The following is a 25,607-nucleotide window of genomic DNA, read 5'->3' on the forward strand; positions in this document are numbered from 1 at the left end:
TAAGGTCCCAAATTCATCGCTCAGTGGTGAACGATGTGGAAAGGCACAGACAGCCAGGAGGTTGGCTTAGAAGCAGCCACCCTTTAAAGAAAGCGTAATAGCTCACTGGTCGAGTCGGTCTGCGCGGAAGATTTAACGGGGCTAAGCGATGAACCGAAGCTTGGGGTGCACAGCAATGTGCGCGGTAGAGGAGCGTTCCGTAAGCCGATGAAGGTGGATTGAGAAGTCCGCTGGAGGTATCGGAAGTGCGAATGCTGACATGAGTAACGATAATGGGGGTGAAAAGCCTCCACGCCGAAAGCCCAAGGTTTCCTTGCGCAACGTTCATCGGCGCAGGGTGAGTCGGCCCCTAAGGCGAGGCAGAAATGCGTAGTCGATGGGAAGCTGGTTAATATTCCAGCACCTCGCGTCAGTGCGATGGGGGGACGGAGAAGGGTAGGTGTACCGGGCGTTGGTTGTCCCGGGGAAAGCAGGTAGGTGGATCCTCTTGGCAAATCCGGAGGGTCAACACCGAGCAGCGAGACCAGGCCATTTGGCTGAAGTCACTAATCCCACGCTTCCAGGAAAAGCCCCTAAGCTTCAGCTGACGCAGACCGTACCGTAATCCGACACAGGTGGGCAGGATGAGAATTCTCAGGCGCTTGAGAGAACTCGGGTGAAGGAACTAGGCAACATGGCACCGTAACTTCGGGAGAAGGTGCACCGCTTCTGGTGGCCCATGCGGGCTATAGCTGGGAGCGGTCGCAGAAACCAGGCCGCTGCGACTGTTTATCAAAAACACAGCACTCTGCAAACACGAAAGTGGACGTATAGGGTGTGACGCCTGCCCGGTGCTGGAAGGTTAATTGATGGGGTCAGCCGCAAGGCGAAGCTCTTGATCGAAGCCCCAGTAAACGGCGGCCGTAACTATAACGGTCCTAAGGTAGCGAAATTCCTTGTCGGGTAAGTTCCGACCTGCACGAATGGCGTAACGACAGCGGCGCTGTCTCCACCCGAGACTCAGTGAAATTGAAATCGCTGTGAAGATGCAGCGTTCCCGCGGCAAGACGGAAAGACCCCGTGAACCTTTACTACAGCTTTACACTGAACGTTGAGTTCGTCTGTGTAGGATAGGTGGGAGCCTGTGAAACCGAGGCGCTAGCTTCGGTGGAGGCAACCTTGAAATACCACCCTGATGTGCTTGACGTTCTAACCTGGGCCCGTGATCCGGGTCGGGGACCGTGTATGGTGGGTAGTTTGACTGGGGCGGTCTCCTCCCAAAGTGTAACGGAGGAGCACGAAGGTACGCTCAGCGCGGTCGGACATCGCGCACTGTGTGCAAAGGCATAAGCGTGCTTGACTGCAAGATCGACGGATCAAGCAGGTACGAAAGTAGGTCTTAGTGATCCGGTGGTTCTGTATGGAAGGGCCATCGCTCAACGGATAAAAGGTACTCCGGGGATAACAGGCTGATACCGCCCAAGAGTTCATATCGACGGCGGTGTTTGGCACCTCGATGTCGGCTCATCACATCCTGGGGCTGTAGTCGGTCCCAAGGGTATGGCTGTTCGCCATTTAAAGTGGTACGCGAGCTGGGTTCAGAACGTCGTGAGACAGTTCGGTCCCTATCTGTCGTGGGCGTTGGAGATTTGAGAGGGGCTGCTCCTAGTACGAGAGGACCGGAGTGGACGAACCCCTGGTGTTCCGGTTGTCACGCCAGTGGCATTGCCGGGTAGCTACGTTCGGAAGCGATAACCGCTGAAAGCATCTAAGCGGGAAGCGCGCCTCAAGATGAGATCTCCCGGGACTTTAGTCCCCTGAAGGAACCATCAAGACCAGGTGGTTGATAGGCACGGTGTGTAAGCAGGGCAACCTGTTGAGCTAACGTGTACTAATGATCCGTGTGGCTTGACCATATCACCTCAAGTGGCCTTATCCTCGACAACACGTCGATGGCATTCGCCCCAAGCTTCGCAAGAAGCAACTCGCTACTTCCCACCCTCTGAGAGCGTGAGCGCGACCAATCCATCGATTGGACCGCGACCCTCCACCCTCTCCCTGGTGACAATAGCGCTGTGGCACCACCCGATCCCATTCCGAACTCGGAAGTGAAACGCAGCCGCGCCGATGGTAGTGTGCATCCGCATGCGAGAGTAGGTCATCGCCAGGGCCTTACAACAAAACCCCGCCGGACTTCCGGCGGGGTTTTTCTTTGCGCCATGGAATGGGTTAGTCAGCGAAAGTCGCGCGACTCCGCCACCAGCGGCCCGAGCATCGTCGACAGGTTCGACAAGCGTCGCGCGATCAGGTGTTGCACGCCGTCCTTCGATTCCAGCCGGCCTTCCACGGCCAGCAATCGCGACTCGAGCAGGGGGCGCCGTTGTTCGTCGGCCACCTGGCGCCAGACGACCACGTTGACCAATCCGTCCTCGTCTTCGAGCGTGAGGAAAGTGACACCGCTTGCCGTTTGCGGGCGCTGCCGCAAGGTCACGAGCCCTGCGAATGCGACATCGCGCCCATGCGGCATCGCGCGCAATTCCGAAGACCGGCGAAACCGCCGCGCCCGGAGCCGCGATCGCAACAAGTGCAAAGGATGTCGACCGAGCGTCAGCCCTGTCGTCGCGTAATCCGTGCGGACTTCGTCTTCCGCCGTCGGCAGCGGCAACGCCACCGCGTCTTCCACCGTCGCCCCCACCGCATCGAACAACGGTCGCTGCGCTTCGACACCTGCCGCCGCCCATCGTGCCTTGTGTCGATGGCCCGCCAATCCACGCAGCGCACCGGCATCGGCGAGCAACCCGCGTGCACGCGCATCGAGCTGCGCACGAACGCAAACGTCGGTGACATCGACGAACGCATGGGCCGCCCGCGCCGCCGACAACCGCTCCGCATCTCCCTGCCGGAATCCATCCACCAAGCGCAGTCCCATGCGCAACGCAGGCTGACGATCCGCACCCAGCGATTCCAACGTGCAATCCCAATCGCTGAATCGCACATCGACGGGCCGCACCAGCACGCCATGGCGCCGCACGTCCTGCACGATCTGGCTCGGCGCATAGAAGCCCATCGGCTGCGAGTTGATCAACGCCGCCGCGAACGCCGCTGGCTCGTGGCATTTCAGCCAACTGCTCGAATACGCGATCAACGCAAAGCTCGCCGCATGTGACTCCGGGAACCCGTAACTGCCGAATCCTTTGATCTGCTCGAAGATCTGCTCGGCGAATGCCGTCGTATACCCATTGCGCAACATGCCGGCGATGATCTTTTGGCGGTGGTGCTCCATGCCGCCATAGCGCTTCCATGCCGCCATCGAGCGCCGCAACTGATCGGCCTCGCCCGGCGTGTAATCCGCCGCGACGATCGCCAGTTGCATCACCTGCTCCTGGAACAAAGGCACGCCGAGCGTGCGCTTGAAGACCTCGCGCAACGCATCCGAGGGATACGTCACCGGTTCTTCGCCATTCCGGCGGCGCAGGTAGGGATGGACCATGTCGCCCTGGATCGGGCCGGGCCGTACGATCGCCACCTGGACGACCAGGTCGTAGAACACCCGCGGTTTCAATCGCGGCAGCATCGCCATCTGCGCACGCGATTCAATCTGGAACGTGCCGACCGTATCCGCCTTGCGGATCATCGCGTAGGTCGCATCGTCGCCGGGCGGAATATCGTCGAGGCCGATGTCGCGACGCCCGTTGGTGCGCAGCAAGTCGAAGGTCTTGCGCACACACGTCAGCATGCCCAGCGCGAGGCAATCGACCTTCAACAGCTTCATGACATCGAGGTCGTCCTTGTCCCACTGGATCACGGTGCGATCGTCCATCGCCGCGTTCTCCACCGGCACCAGCGTCGACAAGGGATGCTCGGAGATGACAAACCCGCCGGGATGCTGCGACAAATGCCGCGGGAACCCGAGCAATTCGTCCGAGATCGCAAGCACGCGCCGCAACAGCGGCGATTCGGGATCGAAGCCATGCTCGCGCAGGTGGTCGGGCATCGGCACATCGCTGCTCCACCGGTCCATGGTCTTCGCGAGCTCATCCACCTGGTCCGGCGGCAGGCCCAATGCGCGCGCGACGTCGCGCACCGCGCTGCGCCCGCGATACCGGATCACCACCGCCGCCAGTGCCGCCCGCTCGCGTCCATAACGCCCGAACACGTACTGCAGCACTTCCTCGCGCCGCTCATGTTCGAAGTCGACATCGATGTCGGGCGGCTCGTTGCGCTCCTCCGACACGAAACGCTCGAACAACATCTCCATTTCGCCCGGTTGCAGCTCGGTGATGCCCAGCGCATAGCACACCGCCGAATTGGCGGCGGAACCGCGCCCCTGGCACAGGATTGCCTGGCTGCGCGCGAAGCGCACGATGTCGTGCACGGTGAGGAAATACGACTCGTAGCCCAGCCGCGCGATGATCGCCAGTTCCTTCTCGATCAGTTCGCGCGCCTTCGCACGTTCCTTCTCGCCCGACTTCGCCTTCGCCCAGCGCGCGTGGATGCCGTCCTCCACCAGTTGGCGCAGCCATTGCGCCGACGTCATGCCGTCCGGCACGAGCTCGCGCGGATAGGCATACGCGATCTGGCGCAACCCGAATCGACAACGCGCCGCGACCAGCACCGACTCGGCCAGCCATTCGGCCGGATGGATCGCCTGCAAGGCCTGGCGCGTGCGCAGGTGCCGTTCGCCGTTCGGGAACAACGCACGTCCCGCTTCCGACAGCGTGGTATGCAATCGGATCGCCGTCATCGTGTCCTGCAGCGCGCGTCGCTTGCGCACATGCATGTGCACATCGCCGCACGCAACGACGGGAAAACCGAAACGCCCGGATAACGCCGACAACTGCGCCCGTCGCGCCGCATCGTCCGGCCCGCGATGCAGGTGCGCTGCCACCCAGGCGCGTTGCGGGAACGTCGCGCCGATCCAGGCAGCTTCGGCTTCATCGCGTCCCGCATCGCCCCGCGGCATCCACAATGCGAGCAGCCCATCGAGCGGGCGTTCGAAATCCGCGCGCAACGCGCGATACGCCCCCTTGCCTGCGCGCCGCCGTGCCGTCGTGACCAGCTCGCACAACGCGCGATATCCCGCCTGCGTCTCCACCAGCAACACTAGCTTCGGCCCGTCCTCGAGCGCGATCTCGCTGCCTACGATCAAGGGCACGCCCGTGGCTTCCGACGCTTCCAACGCACGCACGATGCCGGCGAGGGAACACTCGTCGGTGATCGCGAGTGCCGAATAGCCTTGCTGCTTCGCGCGTTCGAACAACTCCTGTGCGCTCGAGGCTCCGCGCTGGAAGCTGAAGTTCGACAGGCAGTGCAGTTCCGCGTAGGCAGGCAGGCCGCTCATGCGAACCACCCATGCAACATGAAATACGAAGGCCCCTGCATCGCGACCGGCTCGCCCGCGGGGCAGAAGGCCCACGCCCGTTGCCCCATCGAAGTCTCGACGACGTAGTAATCGCGCCGCACGTCCCCGCCGTCCCACCATCCGCTTTCGATGCGTTCGGGTCCGGCGAGCACGCGCATCGCGTGATCGCGCAGCGGCACCACGTGCGGCAACAACCAACCCGGGCGCGGCCGCGCTTCCGGCACCGGCTTGCCCGCCATTGCCACGCGTTCGGGCCGATGTTCCGGCGCATGTCCGATGCCATGCACCGCCTCGTCGCCCAACCGCGCACGCAGGCGCTCGCGCAATTGAGGCCAAGGCACGTCCTGCTGCGCGCGTGTTTCGAACAGATCCCGCGCCGCCGGCACGAACGGCGGCAACTCGCGCGCCACCAAACGGAAGCCGCGCACCGGCGCTGGCAATCGCGCCTGCTCCAGACGCCCGCGCCCCAGTTCGAACAACATGTTCGCGTCGCGTTGCGGCGTGAGCAGGCCCACTTGCACCTCGCTGTCCTCGCAGCGCTCGTGTTCGAGCACGAGCGTGTAGCGCTGCACGCCGCCATCGCGCCCCGCCAGGAACGCCGCGAGATCCTGCGAAAGCCGACGCAAAGGGAACAGCAATGCCTGGCTGGATTCGACCTCGCCTTCGAACTCGATCCGCCCTTCGAAATGATCCGGCGGCACATAGCAGCGCAGGGGCGGCACCAATCCGCCGCGCAATGCATCCAGATGGTCGAGCACCGCCGGCGGAAACCGGCGCGTCAACGCATCGCGCGGCAACGCGAACACCTGCCGCAACTTGCGCACTCCCATGCGCGAGAGCGCGAAGGCGACCTCGCGCGGCAACCCCGCGCGTTCCAGCGGCAATTGACCGAGCGCATTGCCCAAGGTGTGGTGATCGTAGGCGTACCCGTCGTGCACGTTGGCGAGCACGCGGGCCGCATGCGGATTGGGGGCGGCCACGATGCGATGGCGGAACCCGAGCGCGCGCAACTCCTCGCGCATGCGTGCTTCCAGTCGCGGCCACGGACCGAACAGACGCAGGCTGTGCCCGACTTCGAGCGACAACGCATGCGGCAGGTCGGTGCTCACCTGCGAGCTGAAGCGATACGCCCACGCGGCCAGCAATGCACGCCAGCGTTCGACGTCAGCCGGGTCGAGTTCGACCGCCTTGAATCGCGTACTCAGCGCCTGCGCTGCCGCAAGCGACAAACCGGGACGCAACCCGAGCGCACGCGCCGCGGGCGTCACCGCATGCAACACGCGACGTTGCACCGGGCCTTCCACCAACGCGATCGCCGCATCGGTCGAAGTCTCCAGGCGACGGAGGACACCATCCATCGCCAACTGCGGCAACAACACGCAAGCCCACTGCATGGCAATGCCTCATCCGGGCTGCGCGACGGCAGGGAAGGGCAGCGGCGCAGGCGGGACCAACGCGCCGCGACACTTCAGGACGCGCAGGCGATGCGGCGCGGTGTCGATCGCGATGCGCAAAGGCGCTGGCGAAGGATTCGTCGCCGCCTGCACGGGACGGAATGCGAACCCCGGCGTGCGCCCGGTTTCCGCTGCGACCTGCAGGCGACGCAACGCGCGATCGTCCGCTTTCTGCGGCCAACACAAGACCGCGCTGCACGCACCCGAGCGCAAGCATTGCTCGGTGGCCCACAAGGCATCGCGCGGATTGGCGTCGATCACCTGCAGCGCGGCATGGCGCAAGCCCGCGGCCAGCCACGCCGGCGCATAAGGCCGATAAGGCGGCGCGACCACGGCGATCACGCCCTCGCCCTGCGCCAGGCGTGCGAGCGCAGGCCACACCAGGCGCAGTTCGCCGACACCGTCGGCCGGCAACAGGATTTCGCTCAACGCACCCTGCGGCCACCCGCCACCGGGCAGCACCGCATCGAGCGCTTCCCATCCGGTGGCGATCGCATCGGACGGCGCCTGCCTTGCAGGCTGTCCGCGCCACAGTCGGCGCGTCGCCAGCAGGCCGTCGAGGGCGACGACCGTGCTCATGCGCGAGCCCGCGTTGCGAACGAGGGAAGGAAGACCGGAATGAAAGGGAAGCGTCGCATGTTAGTAGCAATACTAACACCGCGACGGCGAGACGGAAGTGGGGGCTAGCTCAGCCGTTCCCTCAACTGAATCAAGCGCTTGCGCGGATCAGAGCACCAACGGCGGCTCGCCGCCGACGATCACCACATCCGCCGCGCGACGTGCGAACAGCCCCACGCACACCACGCCCGGGATCTGTGCCAGTTCCCGCTCCAGCCCCACCGGATCGACGATCGACAACCCGTGCACGTCGAGGATCCAGTTGCCGTTGTCGGTGGTCACGCCATCGCGCCACACCGGCTGGCCGCCCGTGCGCGCGAGGATCTCGCGCGCCACCAGGCTGCGCGCCATCGGGATCACTTCGACCGGCAGCGGGAACTTGCCCAGCACGTCCACGCGCTTGGCCGGATCGACGATGCAGATGAAGCGCTTGCTCGCCTCGGCGATGATCTTCTCGCGCGTCAGCGCGCCGCCGCCGCCCTTGATCAGGCGCTTGTGCGGATCGCATTCGTCGGCGCCGTCCACGTACAACGACAACGCACCGGTGGCATTGAGGTCGAGCACCTCGATGCCGTGCGCGCGCAGGCGCTGCGAGCTCTGCTCCGAACTGGACACCGTGCCCGCGATGCGGTCGCGGATGCGCGCGAGCGCATCGATGAAGTAGGCGACGGTCGATCCCGTGCCCACGCCCACGATCATTCCATCCTCGACGTAATCGATGGCCTTTTCCGCGGCCAGGCGCTTGGCTTCGCTCATCGCTTCTTTTCCAGCTTCAAGAGGGTCTTCCACTGCGCGGCGGTCACCGGCAGCACGGACAGCCGATTGCCGCGGCGGATGAGCGCGAATTCCTCGCCCAGTGCGTCGGCATGCTGTTTGATCTCATCGAGCGTGATCACGTCCGCGAGCTTGCGATCGAACTTCACGTCGACGAGCGACCAGCGCGGATCCTCGCGATTGCTTTTCTCGTCGTAGTAGTCGGACTTGCGATCGAACTGCGTCGGATCCGGATACGCCTCGCTCGCCACCGTCGCCAGCCCCGCGATGCCGGGCACCGGGCAGCTGGAGTGATAGAGGAACACGCCGTCGCCGGGCTGCATCGCGCGCATGTGGTTGCGCGCCTGGTAGTTGCGCACGCCGTTCCAGGGTTCGGTGCCGACGCGCTCCAGATCGTCGATCGAGAACGTATCCGGCTCGGTCTTCATCAACCAATAGCGTCGCGGGGGGCTCATGGCGTGGCTTCGAACAGGTGCGTGTCGGATTCGGTGCACAGTGCGTCGAGCGGCATGTCCCAGGATTCGGGGAACACCGATTCGACTTGCTGCGCCGCGAAGGCCGCGCCTACGAGCTGTGGCGGCGCCGCGCGGTCGCGGCGGAATGCGAAGGTGCGATCGTACCAGCCGCCCCCCATGCCGAGGCGATGCCCCCGTGCATCGAAGGCGACGAGCGGCGCAACGACGAAGGCCATCGCCTCCGCGGGCAGCAATGCAGAGGCAGGCACGTCGGGTTCGGGAATGCCGAAACGGTTGGTCGCCAACGCTGCGCCCGCGCGCCAGGGCGCGAAACGCAATCGTCCGTCTTCATGCAGCACCGGCAGGCAATACGTGCATTCGCGGGGCAAGCGCATTTGCCAGACATGCAAGGCCATCTCGCCATCCATCGCCCAATAGCCCGCGACCGGCCCGGACACCGGCGCGAACGGCAACGTCAGCAAGCGCGAAGCGAGCGCTTCGGCGGCGGCGATGCGGGTGGCGGCGGGAAGGGCGCGACGCTTCGCGCGGAGCTCGCGTCGCAGTGTGTCGCGTGCGTGCGAGTCGGGGGAGGGATTCATCGAAAAAAAACATCCTCCGCCGTGACGATGCGCGCGAAACGACCTTGAACCCGGGGTTCAAGTGGGAATGCTTGGTGACCATCGGGCTTCCCGCTCATGGCGGACCTGCACACCCGGTTTCCGTCGCATCCCCGTGGTCGTCTGTAAGGGACAAGGCGAATGTTTGCGCGCGCCGTCGGCACAGCAGAGGACGCCGACGAAGTATAGCGCCGCCTTCCGAAAGCGATAGTCCGTTCGTCGGTCGTGGCGCAGGTCCGATTCAGCACTGCATGCATTCCGTGCACGCGCATCGCGCAATGCTTTCGTGCCGCGTCACGCCTGGGGCGTTTCGAAAAGATCGTCGAGTTTGCGCTGCATGGCGCCGACGGTGCGCGCGAGTTCGCGGTCGCGGCGTTCGCCTTCGGTGCGCGCCTGCTGCAATTCATGTGCGAGGTTCAGCGCCGCCAGCACGGCCACGCGGTCGAGCGCGGCCATGCGGTTGCCGCCACGCACTTCACGCATCTTCGAATCGAGCAGCTTCGCCGCCGCCATCAGTCCGTCGCGTTCGTCGGGCTCGCAACCCACGGTGTATTCGCGATCAAGGATGCGGATGTTGACCGGTTCGCTGGCGGGCTTGCTCACGTGTGCTGCTCCAGCGACTTGAGCCGGGTGATCATCGCTTCCACGCGCGAGCGCGCCTGTTCGTTCTTGGCGAGCAACTGCGCGCGTTCGCCGGCCAGCTGTTCCTGCTGCAGGCGCAGGCTGCGGTTTTCTTCGGTCAGGCGCTGCGCAAGCGCAGCGAGCTGGTCGATTCGCGCGGCCAGGGCCTGCAGCTGGGCGAGGGAGTCGGCCGGATCCATGCGCTGAGGTTAGGAGCCGCCCGGGGGGCGGTCAAGGCATGCGTTCATGGTACGACCGCCGCATCGAGGTCCGGCGCCCACGTGCGGATCAGGCTAAGGCAGCGGTGTGCGTCGAGCGGGGGCGAGAGCCAGTAGCCCTGGATCTCATCGCAGCGGTGCGCGCGCAGGAACAGCACCTGCGCCTCTTCCTCCACGCCTTCGGCCACCACGTTCAGGCCGAGGGAGTGCGCCATCGTGATCACCGTGCTGGTGATGGCCTCGTCGTCCGCATCGCGCGTGAGGTCGCCGATGAACTCCTTGTCGATCTTCAGCGTGGTGATCGGCAGGCGCTTGAGGTAGGCCAGCGAGGAGTAGCCGGTGCCGAAGTCGTCGATCGCCAGCTGCACGCCCAATTCGCGGAAGGCCTGCAGCGTCGCGGCGGTCTGGCTGGCGTTGGACATGACCACGCTTTCGGTCAGCTCCAGCTCCAGGTATTCGGCCGGCACGCCGGTTTCCTCCAGCACGCGCGCCACGGTGCCGGGCAGGTCGCCGCGCAGCAGCTGCAGCGCCGAGACATTCACCGCCATCGTCAGGCGATCCAGCCCGTGCGCACGCCAGCGCTGCAAGGTGCGGCACGCCTCGCGCAGCACCCAATCGCCGATCTCGAGGATGAGGCCGCTTTCTTCGGCGAGCGGGATGAACTGCGTCGGCGGGATGTCGCCGTATTCCGGGCTCGTCCAGCGCAGCAAGGCTTCCACGCCCGTGATGCGCGCCTGCGGCAGCGACAGTTTCGGCTGGAACACCAGGCGCAGTTCGTTGCGGTCCAGCACCTTGCGCAGCGCCGCGGAAATCGTGGCGCGGCGGCGGATCGCCACCTCCATCGCATCCGTGTAACGCATGTAGATGCGCCGGCCCGCGGCCTTGGCCTGGTACATCGCGGTATCGGCGTGCTTGAGCAGGTCGGTCGGCACCTGCGCGTTGTCGGGGTAGATGCTGATGCCGATCGAAGGCGTGATCGCGACATCCTGGTGGTCGTCCACGTCCAACGGCGCTTCGAATGCCGTGATGATCTCGCGCGCGATCTTCTCCGCCTCGTCCGCGGTGTCGAGGTTCTCGAGCACCACGGTGAACTCGTCGCCGCCCAGGCGTGCCACGGTGTGCTGCGGCCCCACGGTCTGCTGCAGGCGCGCCGCGGTGGCGCGCAGGATGCGATCGCCCGCCGCGTGGCCAAGCGAATCGTTGATGTCCTTGAAGCGGTCCAGGTCGAGGAAGAGCACGCCGATGCGGCTCTCCTGCCGGCGCGCGCGCACGATGGCGCGCGACAGGCGCTCGGACAGCAGCGCGCGGTTGGGCAGGCTGGTCAGCGTGTCGTAGTTGGCCAGGTAACGCAGTTCCTGCTCGGCGCGCTTCTTGTCGGTGATGTCGGTGAACACCGCGACGTAGTGGCTGCGTTGCCCCACCGCATCGAGCACCGCGCTGCTCTCGATCCAGCACAGGAACTCTTCGCCATCCTTGCGCTGCTGCCACATCTCGCCGGACCAGCGCCCGTTGCGTTCCAGTTCGGCGCGCACCTGCCGATAGAAATCCGGATCGTGCTGCGCGCTGTCGAGCAGGCTCGCCGACTTGCCGATGACCTCGGTGTCGCCGTATCCGCTGATGCGGCTGAAGGCCGGGTTCACGGACACGAAGCGGAAGTCGCGATCGAGCACCGCCACGGCTTCGGCCATGCTGCGCAGCACTTCGCTGGCGATGCGGCGTTCGCGCTCTGCCGTGCGGCTGCCGGAGATGTCGCGCGCCGTGCCGGCCACTCGGATCGCCCGCCCTTCCGTGTTGCGCTCGACCACGCGCCCGCGTGCGCGCACCCACGTCCACGCACCGCGCAACCCGCGCACGCGATGCTCGGAGAGGAACAGCGGCGTCTCGCCACGCACGTGCGCCTTCAGGCGTTCGAGCACGCGCGGCAGGTCGTCCTCGTGGATCTCGTGCGCTTCCTCGACGTCGTTGCGGATCTCGATGTCCGGTCGCGCCTGGTCGCCTTCCTGCGTGCGCATGCTGCGCAATTCGCGACGCGCCAGGTCGTAGTCCCAGAACAACTCGCCGGATGCCCACAGCGCGAGCTTGAGGCGTTCTTCGCGTTCGCGCAGTTGCTCGAAATGATCGCGTTCGCGCCGGCGGCGCTGCACGAACATCCAGGCCAGCGCACAAGCGAGCGCCAGCAGCGCCAGCACGTAGCCTGCGATCGCGAGCGGATGCCGCCACAGCGGCGCCGCGATGTGCACCGGGACGCGCAGCTCTTCCGGATTCCACACGCCATCGCGATTCGTGGCCTGCGCGCGGAACGTGTAGTGGCCCGGCGGCAGGCGCGTGTAGGTCACTTCCGATTGCGTGCCATTGTCGATCCAGTCCGGATCGAAGCCCTCGAGTCGATAGCGGTAACGGATGTCGCCCACGTCGGCGAAATCCAGCGCGCCCACGCGCAGGCGCAGCATGCCGGCGTCGGCGGGCACGTCCACTTGTCCCGGTTCCCACGCCACGCGATCCACGTTCGCGGCGGTGGCGCCGGAGCGCGCGGACAACAGGCGCACCGGTGGCATGTACTGGCTGTCGCGCACGTCGCGCGGGTCGAACACATTGATGCCGCGTACGCCGCCGAGCGCCAGCCGCCCATCGCGCAGGCGCATCGCGGCGCCGCCGTTAAATTCGGGATCCTGCAGGCCATCGCGCATGCCGTAGATGCGGACCTGCGCATGGATGGAATCGAAGCGCATCACGCCCGCGTCGGTGCCCAGCCAGAGCAGGCCCGGCGGCGATTCGGCGATCGAGAACACCACGGGCGCGGGTCGCGTGCCGAGCGCGTTCGCGAGCGGGTGATCGAAATGGACCGCATCGCCGGATTCGCGCACGCGGCTCAGGCCGCTGTGCGTGCCGATCCACAACGTGCCATCCGCCGCTTCGTGGATCGCGCGCACGAGGTTGCCGACGATCGAATGTGCATCGTCGGCCGAGTGTCGGAGGAAGCGCAGGCGGCCGATCGCCGGTTCGTAGAGCTGCAATCCATCGCTCGTGCCGGCCCACACGCGGCCGCGGCGATCGACGGTGATCGCGTGCACGGCCACCGGGTCGCGCGGCGCGATGGCGAGTGCGTGGTTGGTGCGCGGATCGAACATCACCATGCCCATCGCCTGCGTGCCCAGCCATAGGCGGCCATCGGAACCGCGCGCGATGCTGCGCAGGGACACGCCCGGGAATCCGGGCACCGCCACCGGCGTGACCGTGCCTGCCTGCAGGTCCAGCGACGCCAGCCCGCGCGTGGTCGCGATCCACGCATGTCCGGCGTCCGCGGGGGCGAAGGCCATCGCGCGCAACAGGATCGCGCCTTGCGGCAATGCCTCGCGGAATCCTTCGACTTCGTTCCAGTGGTCGCCCTGCGCGTCGGCGCGATACAGCGCGCCTCCGTCGGTGCCGATCCACCACTGGCCCGTGCCGTCCTCCATCAGCGCGCGCACGCTTTCGCCGCCGATGTCGGGGCGCTGCGCTTGTTGCGTTGCGTTGCCGGTGAGGTAATGGAAGCGCGTGCCGATCGGATCGACGATCGACGGCCCGCGGAACAAGCCGCCCACCCACAGCGCGCCGCTGCGGTCGACCAGCAATTCCCCGATCGAGTTTTCCGCCAGGCCGCCCTTCACCGCGGATTCGCGCAGCGCGTCTGCCTCGCCGTTCGCAGGATCGAAACGCCGCAGGCCATCGCCATAGACCGAGAACCACAGGCGGCGATCGGGCGTCTGCGCGATGGCGCGCACGTCGGTGCTCGGTTCGCTCGCACCGTCCGCCGGCCACGCACGCAGCAATGCACGACCATCGTCGCGCAGGCGGAACAGGCCATCGGGGCGCCCGACCCACAACTTGCCGTTGCGATCGAAGGCGAGCGCGCGCACCGGACCGTCCGACATGCGCTCTGCGCCGCCGCCTGCGCCGAATCGATACAAGCCCGCCGCACTCGCGTACCACACTGCATTATCGCGATCGCGCAACAGCGTTTGCTGCGGCGAGGGCACGACCAGGCGCGGATCGATCGACAGCAGCACTTCGCTGTGGCCGGTGCGCGGATCGAACCGCAGCAAGCCGCCCCAGGTGCCGACGTACAACTTGCCATCGACCGGCAACACGGCCGCGACCTGCTTGCGCGGCGACGTCGACGTGCTGCCGTCGTCCGCGCCGGGGAAGCGACGGATGCGGCCGTCGTGCAGGTCCAGGCGGGCGATGAATTCGCCGTAGGTGCCGATCCACAACGCATCCTTGCCTTCGACCGCCAACGCGGTGACATAGCTGTCGGGCAGCGTGTTCGGATCGCCGGGATCGTGGCGGAACAAGTGGTAGCGCTGCCCGTCGTAACGATGCAGCCCGCCCTGCGTGCCGACCCAGACGAAGCCTTGCGGGTCTTCGGCGAACGCCGTCACCGTGTTCTGCGCCAGGCCCCGGTCGCCGCCCAGCGGAAGGAAATAGAAATCGCGTTGCGCCGCCCACGCGCAAGTGGCCATCGAGACGAAGGCCAGGAGCAGGGCGAAAGTCGCGACTGCACCGCGCACCCCAGCGCGGTGGGCCGATCGTGGATCGCGGTCGGAACGCACGGGCTCCGCATCCCATGGCGGTAACCGCAGTGTAGGCCACGGCCGCGACGGCGCAAGCTAAAGTCCGGGGCGGCCACCGGTTACACTTCGACCGTTCGCCGAGGAGCCCCGTCGTGCCGGATGTCGAATTGCCCAGCTGGTCCGCGGTCGAAGATGCCATCGCCCGGCACTCGCTCGCGCTTTCGCCCTCGGAATTGCATGGTGCGCTGAGCGGCTGGTTCGCCGGCGGCGGTGCGGATACCCCGGACTGGTTGGCCCAGGTCATGGCCGATGCGGCACTGCCGCAAATCCCGGCCGGCTCGCCGTTGGATACTTTGCGCGCGGCGAGCCTCGCGCAATTGGGGGATCGCGGTTTCGCGTTCGAGCTGCTGCTTCCCGAAGGCGATGCCTCCCTGGGCGAGCGCAGCGGCGCGCTGTTCGACTGGTGCCGCGGTTTCCTTGGTGCGTTCGGGCTCGCGGCCGGTGCCAACCCGCCGTTGTCGGAGGAGGGCAACGAAGCCCTGCACGACCTGGCCGGGCTCGCGACGGCCACCGCCCAGGACGATGGCGACGAAGAAGACGAAGACGCTTTGGCGGAGATCGAAGAGTTCGTCCGCGTCGCGGTCCTGCTGCTGCACGGCGACTGCGTGCTCGCGCCCGGCCACCGCCGCCAGTTCAACTGACATGCCCGCCGCGCCGCGTCCCCTTTCGCTGCCGACGTCCGCATACGTCCGCCGGCGCAAGCAGCTGATGCGCATGGCCGGCGAGGACGCGATCCTCGTGCTGCCCGCCGCGCCCGAACGCATCCGCAGCCGCGATACGCATTACCCGTTCCGGCAGGATTCGGACTTCTGGTACCTCACCGGTTTCCCGGAACCCGAGGCCGTGCTCGTCCTCGTGCCCGGCCGCGCGCACGGCGAGGCGATCCTGTTCTGCCGCGAGCGCGACCCCGACCGCGAAGCCTGGGACGGCCCGCGCGCCGGCCAGGACGGCGCCGTCGCCGACTTCGGCATGGACGATGCGTACCCCATCGCCGACCTCGACGACATCCTCCCGGGCCTGCTCGAAGGCCGCTCTCGGGTGTACTACCACTTCGGGCGCGACGCGGAATTCGACCTCAAGTTGATCGGCTGGCTCAACCGCGTGCGTGCGCAGGTGCGCATGGGCGCGCAGCCGCCGCACGAATTCCTCGAACTCGGGCACTTGCTCGACGAGATGCGGCTGTTCAAATCGGCCGACGAACTCAAGCTGATGCAGCGCGCCGCCGACATCAGCGTGCACGCGCACCAGGCCGCGATGCGCGCATCGCGCGCGGGCGTGCGCGAGTACGAACTGCAGGCCGAACTCGAACGCGTGTTCCGCGCCAACGACGCCGAAGCCGCGTACGGCAGCATCGTCGGCGCCGGCGCGAACGCCTGCGTGCTGCATTACCGCGCGAACAACGCCACCGCGCGCGCCGGCGACCTCGTGCTGATCGATTCGGGCGCCGAATACCGCAACTACGCCTCCGACATCACGCGCACCTTCCCGGTGGACGGGCGCTTTTCGAAGGAACAACGCGCGCTGCACGACCTGGTCGGCGATGCGCAACGCGCCGCGCTCGCGCAGGCGCGCCCCGGCGTGCCCTACGACGCGGGACACCAGGCCGCGGTGGAAACGCTCACCGAAGGCCTGCTGCGCCTGGGCCTGTTGAAGGGCAAGTTGGAAAAGGCGATCGCCGACGGCGCCTATCGCCGTTTCTATCGCCACAAGACCGGCCACTGGATCGGGCTCGACGTGCACGACGTGGGCGAGTACCGGCTCGATGGCGAATCGCGCCTGCTCGAGCCGGGCATGGTCTTCACCATCGAGCCCGGGCTTTACGTCGCGCCCGACGACACGACCGTCGCGGCAAAGTGGCGCGGCATCGGCATCCGCACGGAAGACGATGTCGCGATCACCGCCGACGGACATCGCGTCCTGACCGACGCGCTGGTGCGCGACGCGGACGCGATCGAAGACTTCATGGGGCGATAGCGCCCCGTCGTTACGCCGCGAACGCCTCGCGCGTCAGGTTCAAGGGCGCATCGTCGGTGCACACCACGTCGTCCTCGATGCGGATGCCGCCGAACGGGCGGAATGCGTCCACGCGCGCCCAATCCACGCTCGGGCCGAGCCCGCGGTCCTTGAGCTGCTCCAGCAGCATGTCGATGAAGTACAGGCCCGGTTCGATGGTCACGGCCATGCCCGGTGCGAGCGTGCGCGTCAGGCGCAGGTAGGGATGGCCTTCGGGCTTGGGCAGCGTGCCGCCGCGATCGGATTCGGCAAAGCCGGCGACGTCGTGCACCTGCAAGCCGATGCCGTGGCCGATGCCGTGCGGGAAGAACGCCGAGCTCACGCCCGTTTCCACCGCCACTTCCGGCGACACGGTGATCAGCCCGAAATCCTTGAGGATGCGCGACAGCGACAGATGCGCATCCAGGTGCAGCTGGCGATAGTCGAAGCCGTTGCGCACCTGGTCGCACATGCGCAGCTGCGCGGCGTCGACGGCGTCGATCAGGGCCTGGAATTCATCGCCGGTGTCCTGCGAATACGTGCGCGTGATGTCGCACGCGTAACCGACATGGCTGGCGCCGGCGTCGATCAGGAAGCTGCGCACCGGCTTGGGCGGCAGGCGGTCGCGATCGGTGTAGTGCAGCACCGCGCCGTGTTCGTTGAGCGCGACGATGTTGTTGTAGGGCAGGTCGTTCGCGTCCTGGCCCGCGGCTTGGCAATAGGCCAGGTGGATGCCGAATTCGCTGGCGCCGGCGCGGAAGGCGCGTTCGGCGGCGCGATGCGCGCGCACGCCGATGCGGCTGGCGGCGCGCATCATCTCGATCTCGTAGGGCGTCTTGAACGCGCGCTGGAATTCCAGGTACGCCACCACCGCCTGCGGATTGTTCGGCACGAAATCGCCGAGCGCACTCTGCGGCTCGCCGAGGATCGCGCACTTCGATGCATCCTTCGGCAGGTGCTGCAGGGCTTCTTCCGGCGTGCGGATGATCGCCACGTCCATGTGCTCGACCCAGTCGCCCGACGGCGCCTTCGGCACCACGTGCCAGTAGTCGAAGGGCTGCAGGTAGACCACCTTCGGTCGCTCGCCGGGCACGTACACGAGCCAGCTGTCGGGCACGCGCGTGAGCGGCACCCACGCCTTGAACTGCGGATTCACCGCGTAGGGGTAATCGCGGTCGTCGAACACCTGGTAATGCAGGCGGCCGCTCGGAACGACGAGCGCATCGAAGCCCCCGCGCGACAGCGCTTCGTCCGCGCGCTGCTTCAGCGTGGCGAGGTGGTCGGCGTAGAGCTGGGACAGGTCGGCGGGCATGGGCGGGCTCGTGGTACTCGGAGACCCTGCATTGTGCCAAACCCGCCGACGGGGTTATTCGAACTGGCCCCCGGGGCCGTCGATCCATTCACGGAGCTGCCGCATCTGCTCATCCGGCACCGTGATGAAGCGGAACCCAGTCCAGCGCTGGCCCGAGGCGTGCGCCGCGTCCTGCCACAGCAGGTGGGCGCCGACTTCGATCGGGTTTTCGCGCCCGTGCGGGTCGTTGAGGTTGAAGCGGAACTGGTACAGCGCGTCCTCGTTCATCGGCACGTTGGCCATCAGCAGCATGCCCGTTTCGGACAGGTTGCCCAGGCGTCCGATGACGCCGTCGATCATCGTGTCGATCACGATCACCGTGTCGGCGACCTTGCGCCGCCGCGCGCGGCGAAATTCGTCGATCATGCCGTGCCCTCCTGCGGGGTGTTGCCGCCGCCGGCGAAACTGCGCAGCGCGTTCAGGGCGCCGTGCCAGGCGCGATCCACCAGGCGGCCCTTGTCGGCCGTGACCACGTGCGCCTGCCCGATCGCCATCATGCGCGCGAGGCTGTCCAGCGATTGCTCGCCGACGCGCTGGCCGCGCTGGTTGACGAACAAGGCGTTGTCGGTGACGGGGCTGAACCACGACAGGCGCCGGCGGACGCGATCGCCCTGCTGGTTGCTGACGAATTCGAACCAGGTGCCGAAGGGCAGGGTGCGCAGGTGTTCGTACGCGGCCTGTTCTTCCTTGTTGCGCGGCGCCAGCTTCGGGCGCGGCGATTCGGTGTCTTCGCCCAGGCGCCCGCGCGCCTTGAGCTTCATCGCAAGTTCGGTGCGCGACGCCGGATCGTCTTCTTCTTCGGCCAGGCCCGTGGTGAGGCGGCGCGCGATCGCCGCCGCTTCATCGATGTGGTAACCGACCTGGACCAGCGAGCCTTCGATCTGTTCGGTGAGCTTCGGATCCGTGGCCGTCGTGCCGCCCTTGCCGGTCGTCGTCGCCACGATGTGGCGCGTGGCTTCGAGCTGGCTTCGCCACTCGTCGGAGTCCTCGCCGTGGCGCAGCAGCGTGAGCGTGAGCACGTCGGCCCAGGCCTGGTTGAGCAGCGCGCGCACGAACTTCGGCAGGCGCTGGTCGCGCACCGACTGCTCGATCACCTCGCCGGCGCGGCGCTTGGCCAGCTCCAGCTTTTCCTTGCCGCGCGCGGCCTCGACATGCCGGCGTTCGGCGACTTCGGCCTTGCGCGCGAGCTGCTGCAGGCTCGTCTGCAGCTCCTGGTTGGCCGACTCGAACGCCGTCGGGTGTTCCTTGAAATTCTGGACGACGTGTTCCACCGCATTGCGCAGCGAATGCACGAGTTGCGGATCGACGTCCTCGTCGCCCAGCCAGTTCGCGCCCGATTCGGCGACGGCATTGAGCAGCTGGCGTGCCGGGTGTTGCTGGCGCACGAAGAACGCACGGTCCTGCAAGGCCACGCGCAGCAGCGGCACCTGCAGGCGGCCGAGCAGGCCGACCGCGGGCGTGTCGCGCCGCACTTCGCGCTCGATCTGGGTGTACAGCATGCCCAGCAATTCGAAGGCATCGCTGTCTTCGCGCGACAACTGCGCGGCCTTGCCGTGCAACTGCCGCGATTGGGCGAGCAGGGTCTGCTTGATGTCGAGCAGGCTGCGCTGGCTGCCGGTGGGCGAGGCCGCCGTGGTCGGCATGCCATCGAGCGCACCGAGCAGATCCGTGGTGCTGAGTTCCTGGCGTTGCTTCTCTTCCCGGCCGGGACGGAGCTTGCCGATCAGGTCGCGTCGGCCGGAGAGCAATTGCTGCAGCAGGGCGAACGCCGCGCCTTCGTCGAAGCCGCCATCGTCGAGATCGGATTCGCCCATCCATGCGGTATGCGGGCGCGGGGCATTGGGTGCGTTGTCGCCCGCCCGGCGTCCACCGGCCTGGGACCTGCCGCCGCCACCATGGCCGCGACCGCTGCTGCCCTCGTCGGTTTGTGCCGTGGCAGCACCACTCCCGCCGCCACTTCCACTCCCGCCGCCGCCACCTGCGCCGCCACCGCCGCCCCCGGCACCGCCGCCGGCATGGCCATCGCCTTGGCCGGTCGTGCCGGCGCCGTGGTGCGACGTGCCACCCGCCGCAAGCCCGAAGCTTTCCGGATCGGCGGCGCGGGCCGTGCCGCGCGTCTCCCGGGTGCGCTGCGGCTTGGCCGCCGGCGCCTTGGGGTTCTGCAACACGGGGCGCACGCGAATGGGCACGTAGGCCAGGCTCGGGAGGATGCCGTCGCGCTCGAGCAGCGCGTTCATCGTCTCGGCCATCTGCGTGTAGTGCGACATCACCACGCGATCGAAGGTGCGGAACAGCAGCAGGCGCGCTTCCAGGCCGATCTGCAGCGAGTTGCACGCATCGCGCAGCACCCGGCCGAGGATCTGCGGGCCCACGGGCAGGCGCTCGGCATCGAAGGCCGGCTGCCCGGCGAGCACGCCGAAGCGCTGGCCGAGCAGGTGCAGCGCCAGGCTGGCGCGCGATTCGTGGCGCAGCGCGATGTCGCGCAGCACCGAGTCCTCGTCCATCGACTCGTCGTCGACCAGGCTGAGGTTGCGGAAAGATGGCGTGTGCGTGCCGGTCACGCCCAGCTTGGTCGGCGTCCTGGGATCGCGGACGACCGCGAGCGCCGATTCCAGGCCGATCAGGTAACGGGGCACCAGGTCCGCGCGGTTCAGGCGCAGCGTGCGCAGCGTTTCCATGTGCTGGGCCTGCAGGCCCGGATTGCGCGCATGGTCGGCGAGGCGGAAGAGCTGTTGTTCCAGCTCGTTGAGCATCTGCGAGAGATGCCGCGCCATCTCGTCGGAGACCAGGCTGAGCAGGTGTTCGAGGACGCGCCGAACCCTCCGCGGCAAATTCGCGGATGCGAGCGTGGGCGGGGGAGTATGGGTACCGGGCAAATCGAACGAGACGGGCATGGTCGCTCGTACGTGGTTTTGTGCTTCTTATCACGCCATACGGATTGCGGCCACCCCTGCGGCCGCTTGGCCGGCCGAGCGGTGCCAAGCGGTGGACGAAGCACCCGCGCCGGGTGGCCCGTTCAGTCCGCCAGGAACAGTTCGACCACGTCGTTGGTGAAGCGTCGCCCGAGTTCGGTCGGCGTTGCGTGGCCGGCGTCGTCGACCTCGATCCAGCCGCGCGCGACTGCCGCATCCAGCTGGGGCGCGATGGCCGCGCGCGGCAGTCCGGTGCGGGCTTCGAAGGACGCGAGCGCGAAGCCTTCGTGCAGTCGCAGCAGATTGAGCATGTAATCGAAGGGGATGCGTTCGGGCGCCAGCGTTTCGTCGCCGCCGATCGCCGCGGGCGTGCCCGCCTTCACCAGGTACTCGGCCGGGTGCTTGACCTTCCAGCGCCGCAGGATGGATTGCGACGCCCCCTGCGTCAGCTTGCCGTGCGCGCCGGCCCCGATCCCCAGGTAATCGCCGAACCGCCAGTAATTGAGGTTGTGCGCGCACTGCCGTCCCGGCTTTGCGTAGGACGAGACTTCGTAGTGCCCGAAGCCCGCTTCGGCGATCCGTGCCTGGCAGGCCTCCTGGATGTCCCAGCTCTGGTCGATGTCCGGGATGCCCTGCGGCGGGCGCGCGGCGAACACCGTGTTGGGTTCGAGCGTGAGCTGGTAATGCGACAGGTGCGCCGGCTGCAGGGCGATCGCGCGCTCGACGTCGCGCACCGCCATCTCCAGCGTCTGGCCGGGCAGGGCGTACATCAGGTCGAGGTTGATGTTGTCGAAGCCGGCGTCCTGCGCGAGCTTCACCGCGGCATCGGCTTCGCGGCTGTCGTGGATGCGGCCCAGGCGCTTGAGGCAATCGTCGTCGAAGCTCTGGATGCCGAAGCTCAGGCGATTCACGCCTGCATCGCGATAGCCCTCGAAGCGCCCATGTTCCGCGGTGCCCGGATTGGTTTCCAGCGTGATCTCCAGCCCCGGCGCGAAACGCAGCCGCGCGCTGGCCTGCTGCAGGAACGCGTCAATAGCGTCGGCCGGGAACAGCGACGGCGTGCCGCCACCGAAGAACACCGAATGCACCACGCGCCCCCAGGCGAGCGGCAGGTCCTGGTCGAGGTCGGCGATCAGCGCATCGACATACGCGGCGAACGGCAGCGCGCCCTTCTGCTCATGCGAATTGAAATCGCAGTACGGGCATTTGCGCACGCACCACGGCAGGTGGACGTACAGCGACAACGGTGGCGTGACCAGGGACATCGGAAGATCAGAGTTCGTGCAGGCGTTCGCGCAGCGCGGCGAGCGCCAGGCCGCGGTGGCTGCGCGCGTGCTTGGTTGCGGCATCCAATTCTGCGGCGGAGCGGTTCAATTGCATGTCGAGGAAGACCGGGTCGTAGCCGAAACCGCCGTTGCCGCGCGGCGCATGAAGGATGCGGCCGGGCCAGCGGCCCTCGGCGATGATCGGCTGCGGGTCGTCCGGCGTGCGCAACAGCACGACGACGGCATGGAAATGCGCGGTGCGCGCGTTGTCGGGCACTTCGCGCAGCGCGTCCAGCAACTTCGCGATGTTGGCCTGCGCATCGCCATGGCCACCCGCGTACCGCGCGGAATACAAACCGGGCGCACCGCCGAGCGCGTCGACGCACAGGCCAGAGTCGTCGCCCAGCGCGGGCAAGCCGGTGGCCTGCGCCGCGTGCCGTGCCTTCAGCAATGCGTTCTCGACGAAGGTCAGCCCGGTCTCGTCGATATCGTGCACGCCGAATTCCGATTGCGCGTGCAGCGCATAACCGGCATCGGCAAGCAGCTCGCGCAATTCGACGAGCTTGCCGGCGTTGCCGCTCGCCAGGACCAGGCGCCTGTCCATCAACCCGCCGCCAACGCCTCGCGCTGCGCAGCGAGCAGTTGCACGATGCCGCCCTCGGCGAGGCCGAGCAACGCATCGAGCTCATCGCGACGGAATGCATGGCCCTCGGCGGTGCCCTGCAGCTCGATGAAGCCGCCGCCGTCGTTCATCACGATGTTCATGTCGGTATCGCAGCCGCTGTCCTCGGCGTAGTCGAGGTCGAGCACCGGCACGCCCTTGAAGATGCCGACGGACACGGCGGCCACGGCGCCGAGGATCGGATCGCGCGTGATTTCCTTGCGCGCCTGCAGCCAGCGCACGGCATCGACCAGCGCAACGTAGGCACCGGTGATGGCGGCGGTGCGCGTGCCGCCGTCGGCCTGCAGCACATCGCAGTCGAGCGTGATGGTGCGTTCGCCCAGTGCGGAACGATTGACGCACGCGCGCAGCGCGCGGCCGATCAGGCGTTGGATTTCGAGCGTGCGGCCGCCTTGCTTGCCGCGCGCGGCCTCGCGGTCGCTGCGCGAATGCGTGGCGCGCGGGAGCATGCCGTATTCGGCCGTCACCCAGCCCTCGCCCTTGCCGCGCAGGAACGGAGGCACCTTGTTGTCGACGCTCGCGGTGCACAGCACGCGCGTGTCGCCGAAGGACACGAGCACCGAGCCCTCCGCGTGGCGGGTGTAGTTCCGCTGGAGGCCGACCGCGCGCAGCTGATCGGGCATGCGGCCGCTGGGGCGCACGAGGCTCATGGGGAGATCCGGAAAATCGGGGGCACGTAGATTACCATCCGCCCTTCCTCGACCCGCCCTGGACCCGACGTGATCCGCAGCATGACCGCCTTCGCCTCCGGCGAACGCTCCACGCCCTGGGGCACGCTGTCGTGCGAGCTGCGCTCGGTGAACCATCGTTTCCTCGAGATCGGCACGCGCCTGCCCGAAGAGTTGCGCGCGCTGGAGCCCGCCATGCGCGAGCGCCTGTCCGCGCGCATCTCGCGCGGCAAGCTCGAACTCGGCATGCGCCTGCGTGTGCCGGAAGGCGGCGACGCGCTGCGCGTGGATCCGGCGATGGTCGACCAGCTCGCCGGCATCGCGCGCGAGTTGCAGTCGCGCTTCCCGACGATGCAGATCGGCTTCACGGACCTGCTGGGCTTCCCCGGCGTGCTCGGCGCACGCGCGGGCGATCCGGCGGCCCTGCAGGCCGAAGCGATGTCGCTGCTGGACGCGGTGCTGGGCGAGTTCGTCGCCTCGCGTGAACGCGAAGGCAAGAACCTCGCCGCCGTCATCAGCGAACGTGTCGATGGCATCGCGCGCATCGCCACGGAAGTACGCACGCTCGTGCCGGAGATCCGCGTGGCGCTGCGCCAGAAACTCCAGGCCCGCCTGGCCGACCTCGCGCAGCCCGTGGACCCGGGCCGCTTCGAACAGGAACTGGTGATCGGCCTGCAGAAGCTCGACGTCGACGAGGAACTCGATCGCCTCGACAGCCACGTCGTCGAAGTGCGTCGCGTACTCACGCAACGCGAACCGGTCGGCCGGCGCCTCGATTTCCTGCTGCAGGAATTCAACCGCGAAGCGAACACGCTGGGCAGCAAGTCGGTCGATGCGCGCACGTCGGCCGCGTCCGTCGAGCTGAAGGTGCTCATCGACCAGATCCGCGAACAGATCAACAACATCGAATGAGCGGGGACATCGCATGACCAGCACGATGCGCGGAACGCTCTTCATCGTCGCGGCCCCGTCGGGCGCCGGCAAATCGAGCATCGTGAACGCGTGCCTGGCACGCGATCCGAACATCGCGCTGTCGATCTCCTTCACCTCGCGCGCCCCGCGCCCGGGCGAACGCCACGCCGAGCACTACCACTTCGTCTCCGCCGACGAATTCCAGCGCATGGTCGCCAACGGCGATTTCTTCGAACACGCGCTCGTGCACGGCGACCTCAAGGGCACGGCCAGGCAATCGGTCGAGCCGCAACTGGCGCAGGGCAAGGACGTGCTGCTGGAAATCGACTGGCAGGGCGCGCTGCAGGTGCGCGACCAGGTGCCGGAGGCGGTGGCGGTCTTCATCCTGCCGCCTTCGAAGGAAGCGCTCGAGCACCGCATGCAGAAGCGCGCGCAGGACAGCGACGAGACGATCCGCCGTCGCCTCGCGGCCGCGCGCGAGGAGATGTCGCACTACGCCGACTTCGACTACGTGATCGTCAACGAACACTTCGACACGGCGGTCGGGGAGATGTGCGCGATCTTCACGGCCAGCCGCCTGCGGCGGGCCGCCCAGGAGGTCCGCCACGCCGGCCTCATCCGGGCCCTGCTGGCCGAATAGGGCCCCTCGGGCGAAGCTAAACGATTGATTCACAAGGTTTGGCTTGCGCCGCGCACCCACGGCCGCCTACAATCGCGCCCCTTGTTTTCGCAGATCGGCCGAAAGGCCCGGAGCCCCATGGCCCGCATTACCGTTGAAGATTGCCTGGAAGTGGTCGACAACCGCTTCGAACTCGTGATGTTGGCCGCCAAGCGCGCGCGCCAGCTCGCCAACGGCGTCGAGCCGCGCCTGGACAACTCCGAAGCCAACGACAAGCCGACGGTGCTGGCCCTGCGCGAAATCGCCGCACGCCAGATCAATTCGGAATACATCGATGCCGTCGACAAGTCCGAGCGCGAGCGCAAGGAGCGCGAGGCGCTGGAATGGGCCGCCGCGGAAGTGGTCGCCGACGACGACATGACCAAGGGCGACGACTGATCCTTCGTCCCCACGCTGCATACGAAAGGCCTCGCTCACGCGGGGCCTTTCTTTTTTACG

20 protein-coding genes, 2 rRNA genes and 1 other RNA gene (1 of these 23 running past the window's edge) are annotated in these 25,607 nt (G+C 67.1%); 7 read left to right on the forward strand and 16 right to left on the reverse strand.

The window, feature by feature from the left end; translation table 11 throughout:
- Positions 1–1,895 (forward strand): 23S ribosomal RNA (locus LVB87_RS06780) (it extends 977 nt beyond the left edge of the window).
- 141 nt (positions 1,896–2,036) lie between these two features.
- Positions 2,037–2,149: ribosomal RNA gene (gene rrf, locus LVB87_RS06785) — 5S ribosomal RNA — on the forward strand.
- A gap of 63 nt (positions 2,150–2,212) precedes the next feature.
- Here the strand turns inward: rrf and LVB87_RS06790 are convergent.
- The 10 genes from LVB87_RS06790 to LVB87_RS06835 form a co-directional block, all read right to left on the reverse strand.
- Entirely contained in the window at positions 2,213–5,320 is a 3,108-nt protein-coding gene (locus LVB87_RS06790) for an error-prone DNA polymerase (RefSeq protein WP_232900127.1), read from the reverse strand.
- The gene (locus LVB87_RS06795) at positions 5,317–6,735 is read right to left on the reverse strand and encodes a DNA polymerase Y family protein (protein ID WP_232900128.1); all 1,419 of its coding nucleotides are present in this window, start codon (positions 6,733–6,735) and stop codon (positions 5,317–5,319) included. The genes LVB87_RS06790 and LVB87_RS06795 overlap by 4 nt, the downstream gene beginning before the upstream one ends.
- A gap of 9 nt (positions 6,736–6,744) precedes the next feature.
- A complete protein-coding gene (gene imuA / locus LVB87_RS06800; protein ID WP_232900129.1) occupies positions 6,745–7,374 on the reverse strand; it encodes a translesion DNA synthesis-associated protein ImuA in 630 nt (209 codons plus the stop codon).
- A gap of 147 nt (positions 7,375–7,521) precedes the next feature.
- Positions 7,522–8,169, reverse strand: a complete 648-nt coding sequence (rpiA, locus tag LVB87_RS06805; RefSeq protein WP_232900130.1) for a ribose-5-phosphate isomerase RpiA — start codon at positions 8,167–8,169, stop codon at positions 7,522–7,524.
- The gene (locus LVB87_RS06810; RefSeq protein ID WP_232900131.1) at positions 8,166–8,642 is read right to left on the reverse strand and encodes an EVE domain-containing protein; all 477 of its coding nucleotides are present in this window, start codon (positions 8,640–8,642) and stop codon (positions 8,166–8,168) included. Before LVB87_RS06810 ends, rpiA begins: the two co-directional genes overlap by 4 nt.
- Positions 8,639–9,241: a 5-formyltetrahydrofolate cyclo-ligase gene (locus LVB87_RS06815; protein WP_232900133.1), complete on the reverse strand. Its 603-nt coding sequence runs from the start codon at positions 9,239–9,241 to the stop codon at positions 8,639–8,641. The genes LVB87_RS06810 and LVB87_RS06815 overlap by 4 nt, the downstream gene beginning before the upstream one ends.
- Before the next feature lie 9 nt (positions 9,242–9,250).
- Positions 9,251–9,434: non-coding RNA, 6S RNA (gene ssrS, locus LVB87_RS06820), on the reverse strand.
- Positions 9,435–9,553: 119 nt separating this feature from the next.
- Entirely contained in the window at positions 9,554–9,862 is a 309-nt protein-coding gene (locus LVB87_RS06825; protein ID WP_232900134.1) for a cell division protein ZapA, read from the reverse strand.
- Positions 9,859–10,080 (reverse strand): TIGR02449 family protein, encoded by a 222-nt coding sequence (locus tag LVB87_RS06830; protein ID WP_232900135.1) that lies wholly within the window; start codon positions 10,078–10,080, stop codon positions 9,859–9,861. Before LVB87_RS06830 ends, LVB87_RS06825 begins: the two co-directional genes overlap by 4 nt.
- A 44-nt stretch (positions 10,081–10,124) precedes the next feature.
- On the reverse strand, positions 10,125–14,597 hold the full coding sequence (locus tag LVB87_RS06835; protein ID WP_232900136.1) for an EAL domain-containing protein: 4,473 nt from the start codon (positions 14,595–14,597) through the stop codon (positions 10,125–10,127).
- A gap of 203 nt (positions 14,598–14,800) precedes the next feature.
- On the opposite strand from LVB87_RS06835, the gene LVB87_RS06840 reads away from it, so the two are divergent.
- A complete protein-coding gene (locus tag LVB87_RS06840; RefSeq protein ID WP_232900137.1) occupies positions 14,801–15,349 on the forward strand; it encodes a UPF0149 family protein in 549 nt (182 codons plus the stop codon).
- A 1-nt stretch (position 15,350) separates the two neighbouring features.
- Positions 15,351–16,682, forward strand: coding sequence for an aminopeptidase P N-terminal domain-containing protein (locus LVB87_RS06845; RefSeq protein ID WP_232900139.1), 1,332 nt, complete (start codon positions 15,351–15,353; stop codon positions 16,680–16,682).
- A 10-nt stretch (positions 16,683–16,692) separates the two neighbouring features.
- On the opposite strand, the gene pepQ is transcribed toward LVB87_RS06845, so the two are convergent.
- The 6 genes from pepQ to rph form a co-directional block, all read right to left on the reverse strand.
- Complete coding sequence (pepQ, locus tag LVB87_RS06850) at positions 16,693–18,012, reverse strand: Xaa-Pro dipeptidase (RefSeq protein ID WP_232900140.1); 1,320 nt, start codon at positions 18,010–18,012, stop codon at positions 16,693–16,695.
- 54 nt (positions 18,013–18,066) lie between these two features.
- Positions 18,067–18,417, reverse strand: coding sequence for a PilZ domain-containing protein (locus LVB87_RS06855; protein WP_232900142.1), 351 nt, complete (start codon positions 18,415–18,417; stop codon positions 18,067–18,069).
- Complete coding sequence (locus LVB87_RS06860; RefSeq protein ID WP_232900143.1) at positions 18,414–20,882, reverse strand: DUF1631 domain-containing protein; 2,469 nt, start codon at positions 20,880–20,882, stop codon at positions 18,414–18,416. Before LVB87_RS06860 ends, LVB87_RS06855 begins: the two co-directional genes overlap by 4 nt.
- A gap of 185 nt (positions 20,883–21,067) precedes the next feature.
- Complete coding sequence (gene hemW, locus LVB87_RS06865; protein ID WP_232900145.1) at positions 21,068–22,228, reverse strand: radical SAM family heme chaperone HemW; 1,161 nt, start codon at positions 22,226–22,228, stop codon at positions 21,068–21,070.
- Positions 22,229–22,235: 7 nt separating this feature from the next.
- Complete coding sequence (rdgB, locus tag LVB87_RS06870; RefSeq protein ID WP_232900146.1) at positions 22,236–22,832, reverse strand: RdgB/HAM1 family non-canonical purine NTP pyrophosphatase; 597 nt, start codon at positions 22,830–22,832, stop codon at positions 22,236–22,238.
- Positions 22,832–23,560 carry a ribonuclease PH gene (gene rph / locus LVB87_RS06875; protein ID WP_232900147.1) on the reverse strand — a complete coding sequence of 243 codons (729 nt, stop codon included), beginning with the start codon at positions 23,558–23,560 and terminating at the stop codon, positions 22,832–22,834. The genes rdgB and rph overlap by 1 nt, the downstream gene beginning before the upstream one ends.
- 69 nt (positions 23,561–23,629) lie before the next feature.
- On the opposite strand from rph, the gene LVB87_RS06880 reads away from it, so the two are divergent.
- The 3 genes from LVB87_RS06880 (at position 23,630) to rpoZ (ending at position 25,547) form a co-directional block, all read left to right on the forward strand.
- Positions 23,630–24,490: a YicC/YloC family endoribonuclease gene (locus tag LVB87_RS06880; RefSeq protein ID WP_232900148.1), complete on the forward strand. Its 861-nt coding sequence runs from the start codon at positions 23,630–23,632 to the stop codon at positions 24,488–24,490.
- 25 nt (positions 24,491–24,515) lie between these two features.
- Positions 24,516–25,130, forward strand: a complete 615-nt coding sequence (gmk, locus tag LVB87_RS06885) for a guanylate kinase (RefSeq protein ID WP_232900503.1) — start codon at positions 24,516–24,518, stop codon at positions 25,128–25,130.
- A 117-nt stretch (positions 25,131–25,247) separates the two neighbouring features.
- A complete protein-coding gene (gene rpoZ / locus LVB87_RS06890) occupies positions 25,248–25,547 on the forward strand; it encodes a DNA-directed RNA polymerase subunit omega (RefSeq protein ID WP_232900149.1) in 300 nt (99 codons plus the stop codon).
- Positions 25,548–25,607 lie beyond the last annotated feature (60 nt).

This window comes from Lysobacter sp. KIS68-7 (assembly GCF_021284745.1).
GTDB lineage: Bacteria > Pseudomonadota > Gammaproteobacteria > Xanthomonadales > Xanthomonadaceae > Noviluteimonas.